Here is a 19644-nt window from a genome sequence, read left to right as displayed (position 1 = left end):
AACCCGAACAACACTTACGACCGGGCGGTCCCCGCCCTCCTCTTTGAGATACGAGGCCGCGCGCCGCCATGACGAACCTGATCGTGCGAGGCGGTCGCGCCTTGCGTGGGACCATCACCCCGTCCGCCAACAAGAACGCCGTCCTGCCGGTGCTCTGCGCCACGCTGCTGAGCGACGAGCCGATCGTCCTGCACCGCGTGCCGGACATCACCGACGTACGCAAGTTGCTGGACTTCTTCGGAAAGCTCGGCTCGTCGGTGGAGATGGACTACGCCACCGGCACGCTTTCCCTGCATCACGGCCGGGATCTCGATCCGAAATCGGCGCACCTGCCGCTGGGCATGCGCTCGTCGATCATGCTGATCCCCGCCCTGCTGCATCGGTTCGGCCGCGCCAGCCTCGAGGAAGATGTCACCGGCTGCACCCTCGGATCGCGCGAGATCGACCCGCATATCGAAGTGTTCCGCGCCTTCGGGGCCGAAGTGACCAGCGAACCGGGCGCGACGGTGATCACCGCACCTAAGGGTTTTTCGGCCACTCAGCACTGGCTGGACTACGCCTCGGTCACCACCACCGAGAATTTCGTGCTCTGCGCGGCCACGGCCAAGGGGACCTCGCGCCTGACCAACGCGGCCTGCGAGCCGCACGTTCAAGAGTTCTGCGAATTCCTCGCCGGCATGGGCGCGCGCATCCAGGGCGTCGGGGGCTCGCGGATCACCGTGGCGGGCGTGGACAGCCTCGGCGGCCTGGAATTCACCTTTGCCGACGACTTCCACGAGGTCGCGACCTTCCTGGCCATGGGCGCGATCACCGGGGGCGAGATCGCCGTGCGCAACGGCTCGGTCGAGCAGTTCCCGCTACTGGACCGCACATTCGCCAAGTTCGGCGTCGAGGTGACGCACGAGAACGGCTGGAGCCGCGCCCACGTCGACGGCAAGCTGAAGGTGCGCGAGCCGTTCACTTCCAACATCCTGACCAAAGTCGAGGCGGCCCCCTGGCCTTACGTCCCGGCCGATCTGCTGCCGATCTTCGTGGCCCTGGGCGTGCGCGCCGAAGGTCAGGTGATGTTCTGGAACAAGGTCTATGACGGCGCGCTCGGCTGGCACTCCGAACTGGGCAAGTTCGGCGCCCACGCCCTGCTGTGCGACCCGCACCGCCTGATCACCTGGGGCGGCAAGCCGCTCACGCCGGCCAAGGTCGAGAGCCCCTACATCATCCGTGTAGCGATCGCCCTCTTCATGCTGGCCGCCAGCATCGAGGGCGAAAGCACCATCCTCAACGCCAGCCCCATTCAGCGCGCTCACCCGAAGTTCGTCGAAAACCTCAACGCCCTGGGCGCAGACGTCTCTTGGGTCGCCGGCGACTGAACCTCTAGCTGTCCTTCTTGGCCTGGGCCTTCTTATTGGCCTGGGACACGCTGCCGACCTTGGCCGGCGCGACTTTGCTCTCGGCTTTCGCGCTTTCGACCGGGTTCATTCCCTTGTCCGCTGTCTTGCCAGATGAGGGCCGTGCAGCGGAGGGCGCCGCCATGCGCATCGCAAGGGCCTTGCGCGCCGCCCCCACATGCGCGGCCTTGGCCTCCTGAACCCGCAGCCGATGAGCCTGCTTGTTGGCGCGCCGCAGGGCGCCCGCGAAGACCTGCTTGCGGGCTTGACGATGCTCCGTCGTCCCGCCGCCGCGCGGTTCGCCTTTGCCGCGGGCTTCGCGCACCCGCTGCCGCTTCAGGGTCCGCTCCTTGTCGCGCAGTTCGCGCAGCCGCCTGCGCGCGTCGTCCAGCGTCTTGAGATCTAGGCCGGCGAGAGCCGGATGGTGCGTGGCCCGCACGAGTTCGGCTTCGTCGTGGGCGAGCAGGCTCAGTTCGCGGCGGTTGCTGATGGACATCGCGCTCCTCCCGAGTTGTGCTGCCCTAAAGGAACGCGCCCGGTCCCCCGCGGTTCAGCTTGCGCCATTTCACCCCCGATTTCCCGCTTGAATGACGGAGGGTCAGCGTACCTAGACTTCTAAAAAATCCCTGGGAGGGAACCATGTACGATCTGGTCATTCGTGGTGGCTTGGTGGTGGATGGCACGGGCGCGCCAGCGCAGCAGGGCGACGTGGCGGTGTCCGGCGGCGTCATCGCCAAGGTGGGCGCGGTTCCCGAGCTAGGGCGGCGCGAAATCGACGCAAAAGGCCTGTTGGTCACGCCCGGCTGGGTCGACATCCATACCCACTACGACGGCCAGGTGACCTGGGACTCTTATCTCAGCCCGTCCTGCTGGCACGGCGTCACCACCGTGGTGATGGGCAATTGCGGCGTCGGCTTCGCGCCCGCTCGTCCCGACCGCCACGAATGGCTGATCGGCATCATGGAAGCGGTCGAGGACATTCCCGGTTCGGCCCTCGCCGAAGGCATGAAATGGGACTGGGAGACCTTCCCCGAGTACCTCGACAGCCTGGAGAAGAAGCCGCGCGTGCTCGACGTCGCCGCCCAGGCTCCACACAGCGCCATCCGCGCCTATGTCATGGACGAGCGCGGCGCCCGCAACGAGGTCGCCACCCCCGAGGACATCGCCGAGATGGCGCGCATCACCCGCGAGGCCGTGCAGGCCGGCGCGCTGGGCTTCTCCACCTCCCGCACCGCCCTGCACCGGACCAAGGACGGCGAGGTCATCCCCGGCACCTTCGCCGGGGCCGACGAGATGATCGGCATCGGCCGCGCCCTGGGTGCGGCTGGCCACGGCGTGTTCGAACTCGCCTCCGACATGACCATCCCCGAGGACGAATTCGCCTGGATGGCGGAATTCGCCAAGGAGACCGGCCTGCCGGTCAACTTCAGCCTTCTGCAGTCGCCGTTCCAGCCGGACAAATGGCGCGACATGCTGGCCCTCACCGCGCAGGCTCAGGCGCAAGGCGCGAACATCAAGGCCGGCATCGCCTGCCGCCCGACCGGGATGGTGCTGGGCTGGCAGTCGACTGTGCATCCGTTCATGCGCAAGAGCGCCTATCGCCAGATCGCCCACCTGCCGTTCGCCCAGCGCCTCGAACATCTGCGAGACCCCGCGGTCCGCGAGGCGATCATCGGCGAGGTCACGCCGCCCGCCGCGGCCATGGGCGCCCTGTTGCAGGACTTCGGCAACATGTTCCGCCTGGAGCGCGACGGCCAGCTCGACTACGAGCCACGGGTCGAGGACTCGGTGGCCGCCCAGGCCGCCCGCGAGGGCCGCACGCCTGAAGCGGTGGTCTACGACATGCTCATGGAGAACGACGGCCGCGGTTACATCTACCTGCCGCTGCTGAACTACGCCGAGCACAACTTCGACCACATCGCCCAGATGATGGACGACCCCAACACCGTGCTCAGCCTGTCGGACGGCGGCGCCCATTGCGGAGTGATCTGCGACGCCAGCTTCCCGACCTACATGCTGACCTATTGGGTCCGCGACCGGGTCCGCGGCCGCCGCATGCCGCTGGAAAAGGTCGTCTCCATGCAGACCCGCGAGACCGCCGCCCTGTACGGCCTGCATGACCGCGGCGTCGTCGCCCCGGGCATGAAGGCCGACCTCAACGTCATCGACTTCGAGGCCCTGTCCATCCAGGCGCCGGAGATGATCTTCGACCTGCCCGCCGAGGGGCGTCGGCTGATCCAGAAGGCCAGCGGCTATCGCGCCACGGTGGTCAGCGGTGTCGTGACCTTCGAAGACGGAGAGGCGACCGGCGAGATGCCCGGCAAGCTGATCCGCGGGCCGCAGGCGGCGCCCATCGCCCTGGCGGCGGAGTAGGCGGCGGCCTAGTCTGTCGGCATGATCCGCCATGCCCGCCCCGGCGACCACGCCGCCATCCGCACAGTCAACGCGGCGGCGTTTGGCCGCGCCGACGAAGCCGACCTCGTCGAACGGCTTCGGGCGGACGGCGACGTCATGTTCGAGCTGGTCGATGACGACGGGGGCGAGATCGTCGGCCACATCCTCTACAGCCGCCTATGGGCCGACAGCGTCAGCCTCTACGCGGCGCTCGCCCCCATGGCCGTCCTGCCGGCGCGCCAGAAGGACGGGATCGGCAAGCGGCTGGTCGCCGCCTCCCTCGAGACCGCCAAGGACTTCGGGGCCTGTGCGGTCATCGTGCTCGGCCACCCGGAATACTACCCGAAGTTCGGCTTCAGGCCGGACGCCGCCGCCAAGGTGAAGTCGCCCTTCTCCGGCAGCCCCGCCTTCATGGCTCTCGCCCTGGAAGAGGGCGCCCTCGATGCGCCGGTGCTGATCGCCTATCCGGACGCGTTCGGAGCAGCTCCATGAAGACCTATCGCATCGGGGTCATCGGCCTGGGTCAGCGCATCGCCCACGTCCTGGCCGCCATGCAGGAGGTAGGCTGGCGCCTGGAGCTCGCCGCGTACTGCGACCCGGCCCCGGTCGGTGCGCCGATCCTGGCGGACGCAGACATCGCCATGGGCCGCGCCTTTGCGACACCGCAGGACCTGCTCGCCGCCGGCCCGTACGACCTGGTGATGATCGGCTCGCCCAACCACCTGCATTTCGAGCACCTGAACCTCTCCCTCGACGCCGGTTTCCCGATCTTCGCCGAGAAGCCCATCGTGCGGACCCAGGCCGAGACCTTCGCCCTGGCCGCACGCCTGGCGGCCGGAGGCGGCCCGCCGCTCTTCATCGGCCTCGTCATGCGCTCGATGTCGATCGTGCGCGAGACCATCGCGCGGATCGACTCCGGCGAGCTGGGCGGCCTCGTCTCCATCGACGCCACCGAGCACCTGCCGCCTGAGCACGGCGGCTACCTCGCCCGCAACTGGCGGCGGCGTCAGGAGTTCGGCGGCTCGTACCTGCTCGACAAGGTCTGCCACGATTTCGATATTTTCGGCCGCCTCGCCCGTTCTCGCCCCGCCAAGGTCGCCAGCTTCGGCGGCCGCGAGATCTTCACTACCGCCCGCGCCGGCGAATACGCATACAGCGACGGCCAGCCCGCCTACGCCTTGCGCGACGCCGGCTGGTCCAGCGCCAACGACGCCTTCCATTCCGACATGGACGTCACCGACCACCAGAACGCCCTCGTGCAGTACGAAAACGGCGTGCGCCTGTCCTTTCACGCCAACAGCCACGTCGCCCTGCCTGAGCGGCGCTGGTACGTCGCCTGCACGGACGGCACCCTGATCGCCGACCTCGTCCGCAACAAGCTGATGGTCCGGCGCGCCATGGACCGCGGCAAGCCCGAGCGCATCGACTACGGCGGGCGCACCGAGGACAGCCACAACGGCGCCGACCAGGCCATGGCCCGCGACCTGTTGGCCACGCTGGAGGCCGGCGCGCCCTTCCCGGTCACGCCGTTCGAGTCGATGGAGGCGGGCCTGACCGTCATGGCCATCGACGAGGCCCTGACCCTGGGCGAGATGCTGGACTGCGCCCCGATGTGGGCCCGCTACGACGCCGCGCGCGGCGCCTGATCGACCACCTTGGCCAGCGCCGCGCCTAACAGCTCCTGCAGCAGCGGCGTGCGCGGATAGGGGTGATGCCGGTACTGCCGGAACCCTTCGCCCACCTCGATCCCGAAGTCGCGCCCGCGACGGCGCGTCCAGGCCTCCATCGACGCCAGGTGATTGGGAATGTCGTGCTGGCGAGCGACCCAGTCGTCCTGACTGACATGGCAGGCCAGCATCGCTCGCTTGGTTTCGAACACAGCGCCGACGTCCGCGCCGAAGTCGGGAACCGTCCAGCGTCCTTCGCGGTCGCGTCCGCCGATCGGGTCCATGAAGTATAGGTGCGGTATCGCCGCGAGCGGCGCAGCCTGGCCCGACCGGTAGTTCGGCACCGAAGCGGCGAAACACGCATCGCGGACCAGTTGGCTCACCGCCTCGTGGTCGGGATGATAGTCGGCCGGCGAGGCGGTCAGCACGATCTCCGCCCCTGCCCAGCGCAGCAGCTCGGTCACGGTCCTGCGCGTCGGGTCGTCGTTGAAGACGCCGAGGTCCGGCACGTCGCCGCAGCGGTACTCCGCCCCGATCAGCGCCGCGGCCTGCGCGGCTTCCGCCTTGCGGATGGCGGCGGTCTCGTCCGGCGCGGTCCGGGCCGAGCCGAGATCCCCGCCAGTCACCGTGGCGATCCGGATCTGGTGGCCCGCCGCAGCCAGCAGCGCCAGGGTTCCGGCCGCCAGGGTTTCGATGTCGTCGGGATGCGCGTGGATCGCCAGGATCTGGGCCATGGGCCCTAGTCTTGCGTCGCCCCGCCCGCGCCGTCCAGGGGCGCGGTCTTGAGCGCAGCGGCGCTGTGATGCTCCTCGCCCGCCTCCATCGCCGCGAGCGAGGCGTTGATCTCGCGGATCTCCTCGGCTGTCGGCTTACGGCGCGGCGCGTAAAGCGTGCCCAGCACGCGGGTGCGCGCGCCGCCCGCCGCAGCCGCGTCGGCGACGTTGTAGGTCCGCACCTCGCCGGCCACCGCCAGCGTCACCTGCCGCCCCGGCCCGACGCCCTGGTTCTCGGGGTCGAGGCCGTTTGTGCGCGCGTCCAGCCCGCCCAGGATGGCTGGCGAGATAAAGGCCTCTCCCCCCGCATAGCGCCCCGTGAAGGCCGGAGGCTCGCCCCAGGGGCCGGTCCAGCGATAGAAGATGTGGAGGCCGACCTGCTTCATCTTCACCAGGGTCGGGGCCCAATACGGCGCCACGTATTCGGCATGATAGTGGGTCGCCGAGCCGACCGTCTTGTTGACATGCCCGGCCAGGGCCTTGCGCGCGACATCCTGGGCCCGTCGCCAGAGACTGGGCTCGGGCGCGTAACGCAGCGAACCATCGCAGGTGAAGCTGAACTGGCAGCCGGTCTCGCGCGCCGAGCCCTGATAGACCACGCCGCAGACCGATTTCGGATAGGCCGGGTGTCGCACGCGGTTCAGCACCACCTGGGCCACGGCCTCCTGCCCGAGCTGCGGCTCGCGCGCGCTCTCGTAATAGACCGCCTCGCTCAGGCATTTCAGAGCGCGCGAGGCGTCCTGGCCGCCGGCGTGCAGGACAAAGGGTCGCATCGGGCGGATCGGCAGTTTCGAGAACGCCCGCGATGCGTTGATCTCCTCGGCGGTCTCGACCTGCGTGGTGTCGAGCCCAAGGTCGGGAATCTGACTGATGTCCAGGCTGGTCCAGCCCACTGTCCGTCCCCACGGATCGGCCTGCCGGAGCAGCGGGTCGTGGCGCTTGGCCAGCGCCAGCATGGCGGGGTCCATATCTGCGGTCAGACGCGCCAGGCCGCGGTCCGAAAAGGAGCGTGCGATCATGGCCAGGCCTTGTGAACGGCCGCCCTCCCCCGGCGTATGGCGCGGGTTCGCACAGGCCAGCAGCACGACGGCCAGGCCGCACGTCGCCGCTAGCGCCGCGACGACGGCGCGGCCCGCGAAGATCTGGGAAAGGCTCAGTCGCAATGTCCCACGTCGGCTCCGGCTCGGCTCCATGCAGCCGCAAGCGGGCAAAATAGGGGCCAAGCGCCCGAGAATCGAGTGTTGCACGCGCGGGCTCGCGCTTCCATGCTCGCCTGACCGGCCGTTCGGCGGCCGGCCCCACGGGAGCGTCCGAGGCGAATGATCCCCGCCGGCTCGTCGCTGCGTTTCATCCCGAGGCGATCGCCGCCGTTCCTGGCGGCCCTCGCCATAAGCCTTGCCGCCATGGCCGTCGCGATCTGCATTCGCGGCTTGCTGGCCGGATGGAGCACGGCGTTCGCCCTCTCGGTCACCCACTTCCCCGCCTTCGTGGTCGCGACGCTGTTCGCCGGCTCGCGCTGGGGATGGGCCAGCCTCTTCGGGGCGCTGGTCGGCTCGCTCGCGGCGCGCGGCGGCCTGCCGCCCGAGGCGACCACCCGGGCCGGCGTGCTGCTCTACGCCCTCTCCGGCGCGGTGACCGTGATGGTCGCGTCCACCTTGCGCGAGATCGTCCTGCGCCTGGACGAGGCCCAGGCCGCCCTCGACCGCAGCGAGACCCGCCTGCAAATGGCGCAGAAGGCCGGCGAAGTCGGCCTCTGGGATTGGGACGTCGCGACCGGACAAGGTCGTTGGTCGCCGACCCTCTACCGCATCCTGGGCCTGGCCCCCGACACCGACGCCAGCATTCGCGCTCTGCTTCGCTCCGTGCACCCGGACGACCGCGAATGGGTGCGCCAGAGCAACGTCGCGGCCATCCGCTCCGGCAAGATGGCGCCCATCGAGTACCGGATCCTGCGTCCGGACGGCGAGGTGCGCTGGGTGCTGTCGCGCGGCGAGATGCTGCAGAACGGCGCGGGAAAGGTGGTCCGCGCGGTCGGGGTCAACATCGACATCACCGAACGCCGCCACGCCTTTGAAAAGGTTCGGGAAAGCGACGCCAGATTCCGCGCCCTGGCCGACAGCGCCCCGGTTCTCCTGTGGGTCTCCAAGACCGACGGCCGGCGAGAGTTCGTCAACCAGGCCTATGTCGACTATCTCGGCGCGTCCTACGAAGAGGCGCTGAGCTTCGACTGGCGCGAGCGCCTGCACCGCGAGGACCTCTCGCGCATCCTTCAGGAGCAGATCGCCGGCGAGGCCTCGCGCAAGCTCTTTACCTTGGAGGCGCGCTACATGCGGGCCGACGGCGCCTGGCGCTGGATCCGCTCGGTCTCCCAGCCCCGCTATGGCCCGGGCGGCGAGTTCGTGGGTTTTATCGGCATCGGGGTGGACGTCACCGACGCCAAGCAGGCCGAGCGCGACCTGATGCGGATCAACGACCTCCTGGCCGAGCGGGTGCAGGCGGCGCTGGCCGAGCGCGACGAGGCCCAGGCCCGCCTGCACCACGCCCAAAAGCTGGAGGCCGTCGGCCAACTGACCGGCGGCGTCGCCCATGACTTCAACAATCTCCTCACCGTCATCATCGGCGCCCTCGACCTGATCCAGCGCCGCCCAGCGGACGAGGACCGGCGCGAGCGCATGATCGAGGCCGCTCTCGGCGCCGCGCGGCGCGGCGAGCGCCTGACCCACCAGCTCCTGGCCTTCTCGCGCCGCCAGGCCCTCAAGCCCGAGCCCCTCCGGATCGACGACCTGCTGGCCGAGAGCGAGCCGCTGCTGCGCCGCGCGGCAGGCGAGGCCGCCGCCATGGTCCTGGCCCCCGGCGCGCCCGGCGCCGTCGCCATGCTGGACCAGGGCCAGTTCGACGCCGCAGTGATGAACCTTGTGGTCAACGCCCGCGACGCCACGCCCGCCGGCGGCGAGATCCGCATCGAGACCGCGGTCTGCGACCTGGCCGATGGCGAGGTTCCCGACGTCGCGCCGGGCCCCTACGTCCGCGTCACCGTCCGCGACAACGGCGTCGGCATGGACGCCGAGGTGCTCGCGCGGGTGTTCGAGCCCTTCTTCACCACCAAGGACATCGGCAAGGGCACCGGCCTTGGCCTCTCCCAGGTCTACGGCTTCGCCCGCCAGAGCGGCGGGGGAGTCGCCATTGACGCCGCGCCCCACGCCGGCGCCTCGGTCAGCATCTACCTGCCGTGCACAGCCAGCCTCGCCGCCGACGCCGAACCGCCGCCCGCCCCCGCCGACGCGCCGGTCCGCGCCCTCGACATCCTGCTGGTCGAGGACGACCCGGCGGTCGGCGACATGATCGCGGCCATGCTGAGCGAGCTCGGCCACCGTGTCGCCCGCGCGGACGGGGTCGATCGTGCGCTGACACTGCTGGGTCGCCGCAAGCGGATCGACCTCATGCTCACCGATCTGGTCATGCCTGGCGGCCGCTCCGGCCTCGACCTGGCGCGGGCTGCGACCACCGCCCGGCCGGGCCTGCCGGTGGTGCTGTCGTCCGGCTTCACCGGCGAGGCGCTGGCCGCGGTGGCCGACGCGCCCTGGCCGCTGCTGCGCAAGCCCTACTCGGCCGAGGCCCTCGCCCGCGCCATCGCTTCGGCGCTTGATCCCGAAATCCAGGCGGCCTGAGGTTCCTTCAAGATAATGTGGGCTTGTGCGCCCCCGAACGCGGGTCTATATGACAATCCATCGGTTTTGCTCGTTTTGAGCATAATCATGACGCCGACGGGGCGCTGCAGACATCCCGCGGCGTTTTTTGAGGCCGAAGAAATGCTCAATTTGAGCATAAGGAGGGATACATGGCCGACGGTTCGCAACTTGCGTTCACGCCCGCTGTCGAGGCCGCCACCTTGCCCATGTGGGAGAAGGTGAAGCATCACGTCACGCCGATGGAATGGCGCGCCTACGCCCCCCTGATCGCCGAGATCAATCGCCTGAAGCGCGAGAAGAACGCGGTCATCCTGGCCCACAATTACATGACGCCCGAAATCTTCCACGGGGTCGGCGACTATGTCGGCGACAGCCTGGGCCTGGCCAAGGAAGCGGCGAAGTCGGATGCGGCGATCATCGTCCAGGCCGGGGTGCACTTCATGGCCGAGACCTCCAAGATTCTCTCGCCGCAGAAGAAGATCCTGATCCCGGACCTGACGGCGGGCTGCTCCCTCGCCTCCTCGATCACCGGCGCCGACGTGCGCCTGATCAAGCAGCGCTATCCGGGCCTGCCGGTCGTGACCTACGTCAACACCACCGCAGACGTGAAGGCCGAGACCGATGTCTGCTGCACCAGCGCCAACGCCGTGCAGGTGGTCGAGCATGTCGCCAGGGAATGGGGCGTCGACCGGGTCGTCCTGATCCCGGACGAATTCCTGGCCCGCAATGTCGCACGCCAGACGGACGTCAAGATCATCGCCTGGAAGGGCCGCTGCGAAGTGCACGAGCGCTTCAACGCCCAGGACATCCTGGACCTCAAGGCCGCCTATCCGAACGCCGAGATCCTGGCGCACCCGGAATGCCCGGCCGAGGTGCTGGAAGTCTCCGACTTCGCCGGCTCCACCGCGGCGATGAACGACTACGTGTTGCAGCGCAAGCCCAAGCAGGTGGTGCTGATCACCGAGTGCTCGATGGCCGACAACGTCGCGGCCGATGCGGTGGAAACCGAATTCGTACGCCCGTGCAACCTCTGCCCGCACATGAAGAAAATCACCCTCGAGAACATCTACGAGGCCCTGCTTCACGAGCGCTACGAGGTGACCGTCGATCCGGCCATCGCCGAGCGCGCCCGCCTGGCGGTCCAGCGCATGGTCGACCTGCCGCCGCCCGCCGTTCCGGCTCGCTACGACCTAGTCAAGGCGCGCCACCATGTGGATGTGGAACTGATCTGATCATGGAACGCGTCAACCACGACGGCGTGCTGGTCGTGGGCGCAGGGTTGGCCGGGCTGTCGGCCGCCCTCGCCGCCGCCCCGCGCAAGGCGCTGGTGCTGACCGGCGCGCCCCTGGCCCAGGGTTGCTCCTCGGCCTGGGCGCAGGGCGGCATGGCCGCGGCGTTGAGCGGCGAGGACGCCCCCGAACTGCACGCCGCCGACACCGTCGCGGCCGGCGCGGGTCTGGTCGATCCCGCCATGGCCGCGGTCCTGGCGCAGGAAGGTCCTGCCGCCGTCCGGCGCCTGGCGGAGCTTGGCGCGCCGTTCGACCGCAGGGCCGACGGCGAGTTCGCCACCAGCCTGGAGGCGGCCCATTCCCGCTCGCGCGTCGCCCGGGTAAAGGGCGACCAGGCCGGCCGTGCGATCATGGACGCGGTGATCGCGGCCGCCCTCTCTTCGCGCCACATCAAGGTCCGCACCGACTGCCGCCTGCGCGGCCTGCTGCGCGACGCGCAAGGCCGGGTGCGCGGCGTGCTGGCCGAGGAGAACGGCCAGCTCGTCGAGTTCGTTGCCCCCGCCACCATCCTGGCGACCGGCGGCGTCGGCGGCCTCTACGCCGTCACCACCACCCCGCCCGAGCTGAAGGGCGAGGGCCTGGCCCTGGCGGCCCTGGCCGGTGCGACCATTGCCGATCCCGAGTTCGTGCAATTCCACCCGACCGCCATAGACATCGGCCGCGATCCGGCCCCGCTGGCGACCGAGGCCCTGCGCGGCGAAGGCGCCAAGCTGATCGACGGCCAGGGCGAGGCGTTCATGGCCCGCTACCATCCCGACGCCGAGCTGGCGCCCCGCGACGTCGTCGCCCGCGCCATCCATGCCGAGCGTCAGGCGGGCCACGGGGCTTTCCTCGACGCCCGCGCCGCGGTCGGCGCGCATTTCCCCGACGAATTCCCGGCCGTCTTCGCCGCTTGCCTGTCGGGCGGGGTCGATCCGCGCGTGCAGCCCATTCCGGTCGCGCCGGCCTGCCACTACCACATGGGCGGGATCGTCACCGACGTTGACGGCGCCACCACCCTGCCCGGGCTCTACGCGGCCGGAGAATGCGCCTCCACCGGCGTGCACGGCGCTAATCGCCTGGCCTCGAACTCGCTGCTGGAAGCGGCCGTCTTCGGCGCCCGCGCCGGCCGCGCGGCGGCCCAGGCGTCCGATCCCGGCACGCGGCCCGAGCGCTGCGTCCCCGCCCCCGACCTGCCCGCCAAGGCCCTGCAGCAACTGCGCATCGGCATGAGCCGCGACGCCGGCGTGGTCCGCGACGCCGCCGGCCTCACCCGCCTGCTCGCCGAAATCGACGCTTTGGAGGCTGCGCACGGCAAGGCTCCGCCTCTGGTCGCCGCGCGCCTGGTCGCCGCCGCCGCTCTGGCGCGGCCCGCCAGTCTGGGCGCCCACTTCCGCAGCGACGGGCCACAGGACGCCGCGCCCGAGCGGACTTTCGTCACCCTGCGGGAGCCGGCGTGTCAGGCCGCCTGAGCCTGCGACCGCCGGCTCTTCAGCCAGGCCGCCGCGCGCAGGGCGACCGCGGCCACGATCAGCGCCACCGCCGGCCCAGCCGTGGCGGGCTGGTCGGCCAGGCGGCCGCTGTAGAGGTGGAAGAAGACGTACAGCGCCAGCCAGCCGCCGATCCGCTGCAGCCAGCGCCAGCGGGCCATGCCCATCCAGCGCTGGGCGGCGTTGTGCGAGGTCACCGCCATCGCCCCGATCAGCAGGTAGCAGATCCAGCCGTCCAGCAGCCCGATCTTCACCAGGTTGATCTGCTCATGGGACGCCCAGGCCAGCACGAAGCCCAGATGTACGAAGTGGTCCGCCGCGAAAGCTATGCCCACCGCCCGCCGACGGCGCAGCAGCACGGTGCGCCAGCCGCCCGGCCACAGCCCGGCCAGGGCAGAGGCGGTCCAGGCGGCCATGAACCACAGGAAGCTCCAGCGCGCGGTGATCCGCGCCCCGGCCATCAGCCCCTCCTTGGTATAGCCGCCGCCCGCCGCCGTGAAGGCCAGGCCCAGGCCCGCCGCGACCAGCGCCGAGCCGACGACGATCGTCCGCGTCTCGATCCGCATCCCCGTTTCCCCCTTGGTCTGGGGGCGATGGACGCACGCCGGCCCGGCCTGCCGTCAATCGAGCCTCCTTGCCGCTTCCGCCCCACGGAACAGGCCGCCCCCTCGTATCAAGTCCCGGAACGCCCCGCATGATCGCCCCCATTCCCGACGTCCTGATCCAGCCCGTCGTCGCCGCCGCCCTGGCCGAGGATCTGGGGCGCGCCGGCGACGTGACGGCCCAGGCCTGCATCGACGCCGATGCCCGGCTCGCGGCGACCTTCGGCGTGCGGCAGAGCGGAACCGTTGCAGGCCTGGCCTGCGCGCGCCTGGCGGTGCTGGCCCTCGACCCCTCCGCGCGGTTCGAGGTCCTGGCCGCTGATGGCGACCGGGTCGAGGCCGGCGAGGTGCTGGCCCGCGTCGAGGCCAACGCCCGCGCGCTGCTTTCGGCCGAGCGCACCGCCCTCAACCTGCTGGGCCGTCTCTCGGGCGTCGCCAGCCTGACCCGGACCTATGTCGACGTCATAGAAGGGACGGGGGCGCGCATCGCCGACACCCGCAAGACCACGCCTGGCCTTCGCCATCTGGAGAAGTACGCCGTGCGCTGCGGCGGGGGCCTCAACCACCGCTTCGGCCTCGACGACGCCATCCTCATCAAGGACAACCACGTCGCCGCCTGCGGGGGGGTCGGCGAGGCGCTCAAGCGCGCCCGCGCGGCCGCCGGCCACCTGATGAAGATCGAGGTCGAGGTCGATAGCCTGGCCCAGCTGGAAGAAGCCCTGCCGCACCGGCCCGACGTGATCATGCTGGACAATTTCGACCTCGACGACCTGGCCGCAGCGGTCCGCATGGCCGGCGGCGAGGTGACGCTCGAGGCGTCCGGCGGCGTCAACCTGCAAACCGTGCGCGGCATCGCCGAAAGCGGCGTCCAGGTGATCAGCGTCGGCGCCCTCACCCACTCAGCCGCCGTGCTCGACATCGGCCTCGACGCCGCCTGAGGCCGGAACAAGCCGCTCGCCTGCCGGTTCATCTCCTGTCACCCGAAAGGAGCAGGAGATGACCAAGATCCCCCCGATCCCGAAGGAACAGCGCTCGTTCCGCGGCGAGCGTCCCGACATCCAGGGCGGCGCCCAGGACCGGCGCGACGCCAAGACCGGCCTCCAGTCGCCCGATCGCGGCGACGGCGACGTGAACCTCAAGAACCAGGGCCGTCAGGGCAATATCCACCAGAACGTCGACACCGTTCACGCCCGAACCCAGGACCGTTGACGCACAATTTTACCGTGCGTTACAGGCGTTAAGCCAATTTTGCCCAATCGCATGGACATTGCGCCCCGTTGTGGGTCGGCGGCGCAATGAAGTTCCCAGTTTTCGCGTTCGATGATGGTTTTGACGGCGTTGCGCGATCGGCGCGCAAGATGGCGCTGTCGCGTTGGATCACCGTCAGCGTCTATTCCCTGCTGGTCGCCGCGACCGCATCGCGGCGGATTGCGGTGCTCTGGGCGGGGTGCTTCGTCCTGGCGGAGTTCTGGTCCTGGCTGTCGACCAACCCGCACGCCGCCGGCCGGCCGCTGACCCGCACCGACCGCGTATCCCATTTGGGTTCGGCGCTCGCGACCAATCTCGTCTGGGTGGGCCTCGGCCTCGTTTACTGGATGCAGGACTTCGCTGGCGCGCCCTATTTCGCGCTGCTGCTGTGGTCGGCCCTGCTGTTCAACGGCATGAGCCATTCCTATCGCTCGCCCTTGGCCAGCCTCGTGTTCGGAGCGCCGAGCGCGCTCTGCATCCTGCTGACGCCCTTCGTCTTCCCTCGCTTCGACGGCGCCCAGCAGGCCTTCGTCCTGATCGGGGTGGTGATCTATGTGGGCTATGCGATCCTCTCGGCCGAACGCGGAATGCGGGCCTCGAACGAGTACGCGGCCGCCCAGCGGGACCTTGAGGCCCAAACCCGCGCCGCCCAGGCCGCCAGCCAAGCCAAGTCGGCCTTCCTGGCCATGATGAGCCACGAACTGCGCACTCCGATGAACGGCGTGCTTGGCATGGCCCACGCCCTCGACCGCACCGAGCTCTCGCCCCAGCAGCGCGGCTATGTCGATACCCTGCTGCGCTCCGGCGGCGGGCTGATGACTATCCTCAACGACATCCTGGACCTTGCGAAGATCGAGGCCGGCAAGTTCGACATCGAAACCCGCGCCTTCGATCTGCGTCAGACCCTGTCGCGCACCTGCGATCTCTGGGCTCCGGCCGCCCGGGAGAAGGGCCTTGCCTTTGCGTGCGAGATCGCGCCCGACACCCCGTACTGGGCGCGCGGCGACGACGCACGCCTGCGCCAGATTCTCCAGAACCTGCTCTCCAACGCGGTCAAGTTCACCGCGACCGGCACGGTGCGCCTGCTGGTCGCGCCGGTCGAGGGCGAGGTCGAGTTCGCCGTGATCGACACCGGTCCGGGGCTGGACCAGGAAACCCAAGGCCGCCTGTTCCAGGGCTTCACCCAGGCCGATTCCACCATCGCCCGACGCTTCGGCGGCACCGGCCTGGGCCTGGCGATCTCGCGCGAACTGGCGCGGCTTATGGGCGGCGACGTGACCGTCCAAAGCCGCCTCGGCCATGGCGCCCGCTTCGCCCTTCGCCTGCCGCTGGACGCGGTCGAGGCCCAGGCGAGCGCCGATGATCGCGACGACGCCGCCTTGGAACGCAGCCTCCAGGTCCTGGTCGTGGACGACAATCCCACCAACCAGGAAGTCGCCCGCGCCCTGCTCGGCGCCATCGGCGTCACCGTCAGCACCGCTTCCAGCGGCGAGGAGGGCCTGGAGATGCTGGCCGCCGCCGAGTTCGACCTGGTGCTGATGGACATCCACATGCCGGGCATCAGCGGCATCGAGACCCTGGCGGCGATCCGCGCCCGCGGCCTTTCGGACCTGCCCGTCGTCGCCCTGACCGCCGACGCCATGACCGGCGAGCGCGAGCGTCTGCTGGGCCTGGGCTTTGACGGCTATCTCAGCAAGCCGATCGACCCGGCCGAGATGATCCGCGCCCTCTCCGCCGCCCTGATCCCGGATCGGCAGCAGGCGCAGACGCACCGCGCCTGCGCCTGAGCTAGCCTCAGCGCGCCGCCTGCCAGAGCGGGTGTTCGAGCTGCAAGGCCACAAAACGGGCGCTGGCCGGGCCGTAGGCCGCCCGCACCTGGCCCAGCATCGCGTCCATCGGGTCAGTCGCCGGCAGCGGGATCTGACGCGAGAAGCGCGGCAGGCGTTCGGCCGCCAGGATGGTCAGTCCCCCGCGCGAGGTCGCCCCACCCGCCGGCGCCACCGCCCAGGCCTTGGCCCGATAGGTCCGCGTCCAGCCGTCCAGCACCGATCCGAAGGCCAACTCGTCGAACCCGTCCTTCAGTTCGACCGCCACCTGCTGGCGGCCCAGGAACGCCACGGCCGCGCCTGCCGCCGTCGACATCGCCTCACCATTGAGCCGGTAGACGCTGGCGTCGTGCAGCCGCCCTTCCGGCGTCAGCCGGAGTCGTCGCGCGGTGTCCTGCATCACCGCTGGCCCCGCCAGTTCCTCCAGCATCGCCAGCGAAGCGGGAACCGAGGCGCTGACCCCGGCCGTGGTGGTGATCTGCCCGTCGGTGACCCAGCGCGCGTCCTGACGCCACTTCACCTTGGCGAACTTCCGCTCGCGCGCGCCCAGCGAGGCCCAGTGCGCGGTCGCCGAGCGCCCGTCCAGCAGGCCCGCTTCGGCCAGCACCATCGCCCCGTCGCAGATCGAGACGATCCGGGCCCCGCGAGCCGCCTGCGCCTTCAGCCACGCCGCGCGCTCCGGGTTCTTCGCGTCCATCAGGAACGGCACGATGATCATGTCGGGACCGGCTGGATAGCGCTTGGCGAACGAGGCGTAGGTCTCCTGGGGCTTCACCCAGGCCATGCCGGGCATCAGTGGCGCTGGCGCAAGACTCGGCGAGACCACGCGCACATCGACCGCGCCGGAGGCGGCCATGATCGCATAGGGCGCGGTCAGGTCGGTGGTCTCCACGCCCGACGGATCGGCCAGGATCGCAACCACCGGCCGGGCTTCGGCGGCCGCTCCTGTCAGGGCCAGGGCGAGCGCGAGGATGATTTTGCGGATCATTGGACGGCCTCCAGGCGCGCAGCCATGGCCTCGACGGCGGCTCTGCGCTCGGCCGCCAGCGGCGCCATCCTCGCCTTCACGGCGGCCAGAACCTGCGGCGGGGCCAGCTCGGGGCGACCGGAATTGAACGGCGGCGACGGGGCGTATTCGAGCCCAAGCTGCACCGACTGAGCCAGGGTTTCGCCCGCCAGCTCGGCGAGCATCACGAAGGCGAAGTCCAGCCCCGCGGTCACGCCGCCCCCGGTGATGACGTCCCCGTCGCGCGCGACGCGGCTCTCGTCGACGATCGCTCCGAACGGCTCCAGCAGGTCGCGCCAGGCCCAATGGCAGGCGGCCCGCTTGCCGCGCAGGAAGCCCGCGCCCGCCAGGATCAGCGATCCGGTGCAGACGCTGGTCAGGTACTTGGCGCCGCTCCCTAACCGCCGGATCTCCGCCATGAAGTCGTCGTCCAGCATGGCGTCGGTGGTCCCGAGTCCGCCGGGCACACAGAGCATGTCGCAGGCCTCGATCTTCGAAAGATCGGCCAGGCGGGTGAACACCAGACCCTCGGCCTCGATGTCGGCGCCGCCCATCGAGGCGACGGTCACCGTGGCGCCGGGCAGGCGCGAGAGCACTTGGTGCGGTCCGGTGAAATCCAGGTGCGTGACGTTCGGATAGAGCGGAATGATGATCTTCATGGCGGGATGCTCCCCTGTTGACGATCGCAGGATGCGCGGCTTACCTTCCGTCCGAAATGACAATCTTCCCTCGTTTCAGGCCATGACCCGCATCGTCGGCGTACTCATCTTTCCGGGCTTCCAGATCCTCGATGCGGCCGGACCGATCGGGGCGTTCGAGATCGCCGAGCGGTATGCGCCCGGCGCCTACGAGTTGCGGGTTGTGGCCACCGAGCCCGGGCCGGTGGCTTCGTCTTCCCACGCCCAGATGCTCGCCCAGCCGTTGATCGATGCGCCGATGGACACCCTGGTGATCGCTGGCGGCGACGGCACGCGCGCGGCCGCCGCCGACGAGCCGACCCTGGCTTGGGTTCGCATGGCCTCGGCCGCCGCCCGCCGAACGGCCAGCATCTGCTCAGGTGCGTACCTCCTGGCGCAGGCGGGCCTGCTCGACGGCCGCCGCGCCACCACCCACTGGCAGCGCTGCCCCGACTTCGCCAAGCGCTACCCGCAGGTGCGGCTGGAGCCGGACCGCATCTTCGTTCGGGACGGGAACATCTGGACCTCAGCCGGCATCACCGCCGGCATCGACCTGTCGCTCGCGCTGATCGCCGAGGATCTGGGCGAGGAGATCGCCCGGGCGGTCGCCCAGCAACTGGTCGTCTATCACCGCCGCCCGGGCGGACAGTCGCAGTTTTCGGCCCTGCTGGAGATGGGCGGCCAGGGCGGGCGCTTCGCCGCCCTGCTCGACTGGATGCGCGAGCGCCTGGCGGAACCGCTGAGCGTCGAGCGGATGGCCGACAAGGCCGCCATGAGCCCGCGCCACTTCGCCCGCGCCTTCGCCGCCGAGACCGGCATGACGCCAGCCAAGGCGGTTGAGCGGCTGCGGCTGGAGACGGCCCGCGAACGGGTCGAAAGCTCGGCCGATCCGATCGACCGGGTAGCCCAGGCCACCGGATTCGGCGACCAGGAAAGGATGCGCCGCGCCTTCCTGCGCGCCTTTGGCCAGCCCCCCCAGGCGCTGCGTCGCGCGGCGAGAGCCTAACTGCGGGGCGACAGCGCCTCGACCTGGCGGTTCAGGCGCTCGATGCGCTCGTTCTGGGCCAGCAGCAGGTTCATGATCTCTTCCCCGCGCAACGCGTCGAGCTTGTCGTGCAGCCGCAGGATCTCAAGCTCGGCCCGCAGGTTCACCACGTAGTCATACTCCGCCGCCTTGCGGTCGCGGGCGCTTTGGCGGTTCTGGCTCATCATGATCACCGGCGCCTGCAGCGCCGCCAGCATCGAGAGCAACAGGTTCAGGAAGATGAAGGGATAGGGGTCGAAGGCAAGGTGCAGGCCCTTGCCGACCCAGTTCCACGTCATCCAGATCATCAGGGCGACGGTGAACCCGATGATGAAAGCCCAGGATCCGCCGAACGAGGCCACCCGGTCGGCCAACCGCTCGCCGAACGAGCGGTCGTCCTTCGCCAGGCCCGGGCCCGCGCTGGGCGCCTCGGTGATCATCAGGTCGATGACGCTGCGCTGGACGGCGTTGAGCTCGTCATAGCTGCAGTTCAGCAGGCCGTGTGACAGCTCGTCACGCGCTACGGCTTCGGTCATCTCGGTGTCTCGCTCGACATGCGCGGTCACGCCCGCAATCGCGAGCATGACCCAAGCCG

18 protein-coding genes are annotated in these 19644 nt (G+C 69.9%); 11 read left to right on the top strand and 7 right to left on the bottom strand.

The window, feature by feature from the left end:
• Positions 1-68: 68 nt before the first annotated feature.
• A complete protein-coding gene (locus tag ACE3T2_RS02140) occupies positions 69-1367 on the top strand; it encodes a UDP-N-acetylglucosamine 1-carboxyvinyltransferase (protein ID WP_374654216.1) in 1299 nt (432 codons plus the stop codon).
• A 4-nt stretch (positions 1368-1371) separates the two neighbouring features.
• Here ACE3T2_RS02140 and ACE3T2_RS02135 read toward each other — a convergent pair whose 3' ends face one another.
• Entirely contained in the window at positions 1372-1881 is a 510-nt protein-coding gene (locus ACE3T2_RS02135) for a hypothetical protein (RefSeq protein ID WP_374654214.1), read from the bottom strand.
• 143 nt (positions 1882-2024) lie between these two features.
• Between ACE3T2_RS02135 and ACE3T2_RS02130 the strand changes: the two genes are divergently transcribed.
• From ACE3T2_RS02130 to ACE3T2_RS02120, 3 genes are read left to right on the top strand one after another with little or no spacing between them, the layout of a single operon-like run.
• Positions 2025-3758, top strand: coding sequence for an amidohydrolase family protein (locus ACE3T2_RS02130; RefSeq protein WP_374654212.1), 1734 nt, complete (start codon positions 2025-2027; stop codon positions 3756-3758).
• Positions 3759-3779: 21 nt separating this feature from the next.
• Complete coding sequence (locus ACE3T2_RS02125; RefSeq protein ID WP_374654210.1) at positions 3780-4271, top strand: GNAT family N-acetyltransferase; 492 nt, start codon at positions 3780-3782, stop codon at positions 4269-4271.
• Positions 4268-5425, top strand: coding sequence for a Gfo/Idh/MocA family protein (locus ACE3T2_RS02120; protein ID WP_374654208.1), 1158 nt, complete (start codon positions 4268-4270; stop codon positions 5423-5425). Before ACE3T2_RS02125 ends, ACE3T2_RS02120 begins: the two co-directional genes overlap by 4 nt.
• On the opposite strand, the gene ACE3T2_RS02115 is transcribed toward ACE3T2_RS02120, so the two are convergent.
• Positions 5401-6180: a PIG-L deacetylase family protein gene (locus ACE3T2_RS02115; protein WP_374654206.1), complete on the bottom strand. Its 780-nt coding sequence runs from the start codon at positions 6178-6180 to the stop codon at positions 5401-5403. The genes ACE3T2_RS02120 and ACE3T2_RS02115 overlap by 25 nt on opposite strands.
• A gap of 5 nt (positions 6181-6185) precedes the next feature.
• A complete protein-coding gene (locus ACE3T2_RS02110) occupies positions 6186-7382 on the bottom strand; it encodes a cell wall hydrolase (RefSeq protein ID WP_374654204.1) in 1197 nt (398 codons plus the stop codon).
• Positions 7383-7538: 156 nt separating this feature from the next.
• On the opposite strand from ACE3T2_RS02110, the gene ACE3T2_RS02105 reads away from it, so the two are divergent.
• The 3 genes from ACE3T2_RS02105 to ACE3T2_RS02095 all read left to right on the top strand — a co-directional run bounded on the left by ACE3T2_RS02105 (position 7539) and on the right by ACE3T2_RS02095 (position 12648).
• Positions 7539-9887, top strand: a complete 2349-nt coding sequence (locus ACE3T2_RS02105; RefSeq protein WP_374654202.1) for a PAS domain-containing protein — start codon at positions 7539-7541, stop codon at positions 9885-9887.
• 170 nt (positions 9888-10057) lie between these two features.
• On the top strand, positions 10058-11140 hold the full coding sequence (nadA, locus tag ACE3T2_RS02100) for a quinolinate synthase NadA (RefSeq protein ID WP_374654200.1): 1083 nt from the start codon (positions 10058-10060) through the stop codon (positions 11138-11140).
• 2 nt (positions 11141-11142) lie between these two features.
• Positions 11143-12648 (top strand): L-aspartate oxidase, encoded by a 1506-nt coding sequence (locus ACE3T2_RS02095; RefSeq protein WP_374654198.1) that lies wholly within the window; start codon positions 11143-11145, stop codon positions 12646-12648.
• Here ACE3T2_RS02095 and ACE3T2_RS02090 read toward each other — a convergent pair.
• The gene (locus ACE3T2_RS02090) at positions 12636-13232 is read right to left on the bottom strand and encodes a hypothetical protein (protein ID WP_374654196.1); all 597 of its coding nucleotides are present in this window, start codon (positions 13230-13232) and stop codon (positions 12636-12638) included. The two genes, ACE3T2_RS02095 and ACE3T2_RS02090, sit on opposite strands and share 13 nt — an antisense overlap.
• A gap of 128 nt (positions 13233-13360) precedes the next feature.
• On the opposite strand from ACE3T2_RS02090, the gene nadC reads away from it, so the two are divergent.
• The 3 genes from nadC to ACE3T2_RS02075 all read left to right on the top strand — a co-directional run bounded on the left by nadC (position 13361) and on the right by ACE3T2_RS02075 (position 16303).
• Positions 13361-14206: a carboxylating nicotinate-nucleotide diphosphorylase gene (gene nadC, locus ACE3T2_RS02085; protein ID WP_374654194.1), complete on the top strand. Its 846-nt coding sequence runs from the start codon at positions 13361-13363 to the stop codon at positions 14204-14206.
• Positions 14207-14264: 58 nt separating this feature from the next.
• On the top strand, positions 14265-14477 hold the full coding sequence (locus ACE3T2_RS02080; RefSeq protein WP_374654192.1) for a hypothetical protein: 213 nt from the start codon (positions 14265-14267) through the stop codon (positions 14475-14477).
• A gap of 149 nt (positions 14478-14626) precedes the next feature.
• Positions 14627-16303, top strand: coding sequence for an ATP-binding protein (locus tag ACE3T2_RS02075; RefSeq protein WP_374654190.1), 1677 nt, complete (start codon positions 14627-14629; stop codon positions 16301-16303).
• A gap of 7 nt (positions 16304-16310) precedes the next feature.
• On the opposite strand, the gene ACE3T2_RS02070 is transcribed toward ACE3T2_RS02075, so the two are convergent.
• On the bottom strand, positions 16311-17330 hold the full coding sequence (locus ACE3T2_RS02070; protein WP_374654188.1) for a DJ-1/PfpI family protein: 1020 nt from the start codon (positions 17328-17330) through the stop codon (positions 16311-16313).
• A complete protein-coding gene (locus ACE3T2_RS02065; protein ID WP_374654186.1) occupies positions 17327-18007 on the bottom strand; it encodes a DJ-1/PfpI family protein in 681 nt (226 codons plus the stop codon). Before ACE3T2_RS02065 ends, ACE3T2_RS02070 begins: the two co-directional genes overlap by 4 nt.
• A gap of 82 nt (positions 18008-18089) precedes the next feature.
• Between ACE3T2_RS02065 and ACE3T2_RS02060 the strand changes: the two genes are divergently transcribed.
• A complete protein-coding gene (locus tag ACE3T2_RS02060; RefSeq protein WP_374654184.1) occupies positions 18090-19031 on the top strand; it encodes a GlxA family transcriptional regulator in 942 nt (313 codons plus the stop codon).
• Here the strand turns inward: ACE3T2_RS02060 and ACE3T2_RS02055 are convergent.
• Positions 19028-19633, bottom strand: coding sequence for a DUF1003 domain-containing protein (locus tag ACE3T2_RS02055; RefSeq protein WP_374654182.1), 606 nt, complete (start codon positions 19631-19633; stop codon positions 19028-19030). The genes ACE3T2_RS02060 and ACE3T2_RS02055 overlap by 4 nt on opposite strands.
• Positions 19634-19644 lie beyond the last annotated feature (11 nt).

Source organism: Phenylobacterium sp. (assembly GCF_041919955.1).
GTDB lineage: Bacteria > Pseudomonadota > Alphaproteobacteria > Caulobacterales > Caulobacteraceae > Phenylobacterium.
The sequence above is the reverse complement of the archived record's forward strand: the minus strand, read 5'-3'. Positions and strand labels throughout refer to the sequence as shown.

What these genes read in the sequence shown, in the direction of transcription:
- ACE3T2_RS02140 (WP_374654216.1), top strand. Translation starts at nt 69, where the DNA reads ATGACGAACCTGATCGTGCGAGGCGGTCGCGCCTTGCGTGGGACCATC.
- ACE3T2_RS02135 (WP_374654214.1), bottom strand. Translation starts at nt 1,881, where the DNA reads ATGTCCATCAGCAACCGCCGCGAACTGAGCCTGCTCGCCCACGACGAA.
- ACE3T2_RS02130 (WP_374654212.1), top strand. Translation starts at nt 2,025, where the DNA reads ATGTACGATCTGGTCATTCGTGGTGGCTTGGTGGTGGATGGCACGGGC.
- ACE3T2_RS02125 (WP_374654210.1), top strand. Translation starts at nt 3,780, where the DNA reads ATGATCCGCCATGCCCGCCCCGGCGACCACGCCGCCATCCGCACAGTC.
- ACE3T2_RS02120 (WP_374654208.1), top strand. Translation starts at nt 4,268, where the DNA reads ATGAAGACCTATCGCATCGGGGTCATCGGCCTGGGTCAGCGCATCGCC.
- ACE3T2_RS02115 (WP_374654206.1), bottom strand. Translation starts at nt 6,180, where the DNA reads ATGGCCCAGATCCTGGCGATCCACGCGCATCCCGACGACATCGAAACC.
- ACE3T2_RS02105 (WP_374654202.1), top strand. Translation starts at nt 7,539, where the DNA reads ATGATCCCCGCCGGCTCGTCGCTGCGTTTCATCCCGAGGCGATCGCCG.
- nadA (WP_374654200.1), top strand. Translation starts at nt 10,058, where the DNA reads ATGGCCGACGGTTCGCAACTTGCGTTCACGCCCGCTGTCGAGGCCGCC.
- ACE3T2_RS02095 (WP_374654198.1), top strand. Translation starts at nt 11,143, where the DNA reads ATGGAACGCGTCAACCACGACGGCGTGCTGGTCGTGGGCGCAGGGTTG.
- ACE3T2_RS02090 (WP_374654196.1), bottom strand. Translation starts at nt 13,232, where the DNA reads ATGCGGATCGAGACGCGGACGATCGTCGTCGGCTCGGCGCTGGTCGCG.
- nadC (WP_374654194.1), top strand. Translation starts at nt 13,361, where the DNA reads ATGATCGCCCCCATTCCCGACGTCCTGATCCAGCCCGTCGTCGCCGCC.
- ACE3T2_RS02080 (WP_374654192.1), top strand. Translation starts at nt 14,265, where the DNA reads ATGACCAAGATCCCCCCGATCCCGAAGGAACAGCGCTCGTTCCGCGGC.
- ACE3T2_RS02075 (WP_374654190.1), top strand. Translation starts at nt 14,627, where the DNA reads ATGGCGCTGTCGCGTTGGATCACCGTCAGCGTCTATTCCCTGCTGGTC.
- ACE3T2_RS02070 (WP_374654188.1), bottom strand. Translation starts at nt 17,330, where the DNA reads ATGATCCGCAAAATCATCCTCGCGCTCGCCCTGGCCCTGACAGGAGCG.
- ACE3T2_RS02065 (WP_374654186.1), bottom strand. Translation starts at nt 18,007, where the DNA reads ATGAAGATCATCATTCCGCTCTATCCGAACGTCACGCACCTGGATTTC.
- ACE3T2_RS02060 (WP_374654184.1), top strand. Translation starts at nt 18,090, where the DNA reads ATGACCCGCATCGTCGGCGTACTCATCTTTCCGGGCTTCCAGATCCTC.
- ACE3T2_RS02055 (WP_374654182.1), bottom strand. Translation starts at nt 19,633, where the DNA reads ATGCTCGCGATTGCGGGCGTGACCGCGCATGTCGAGCGAGACACCGAG.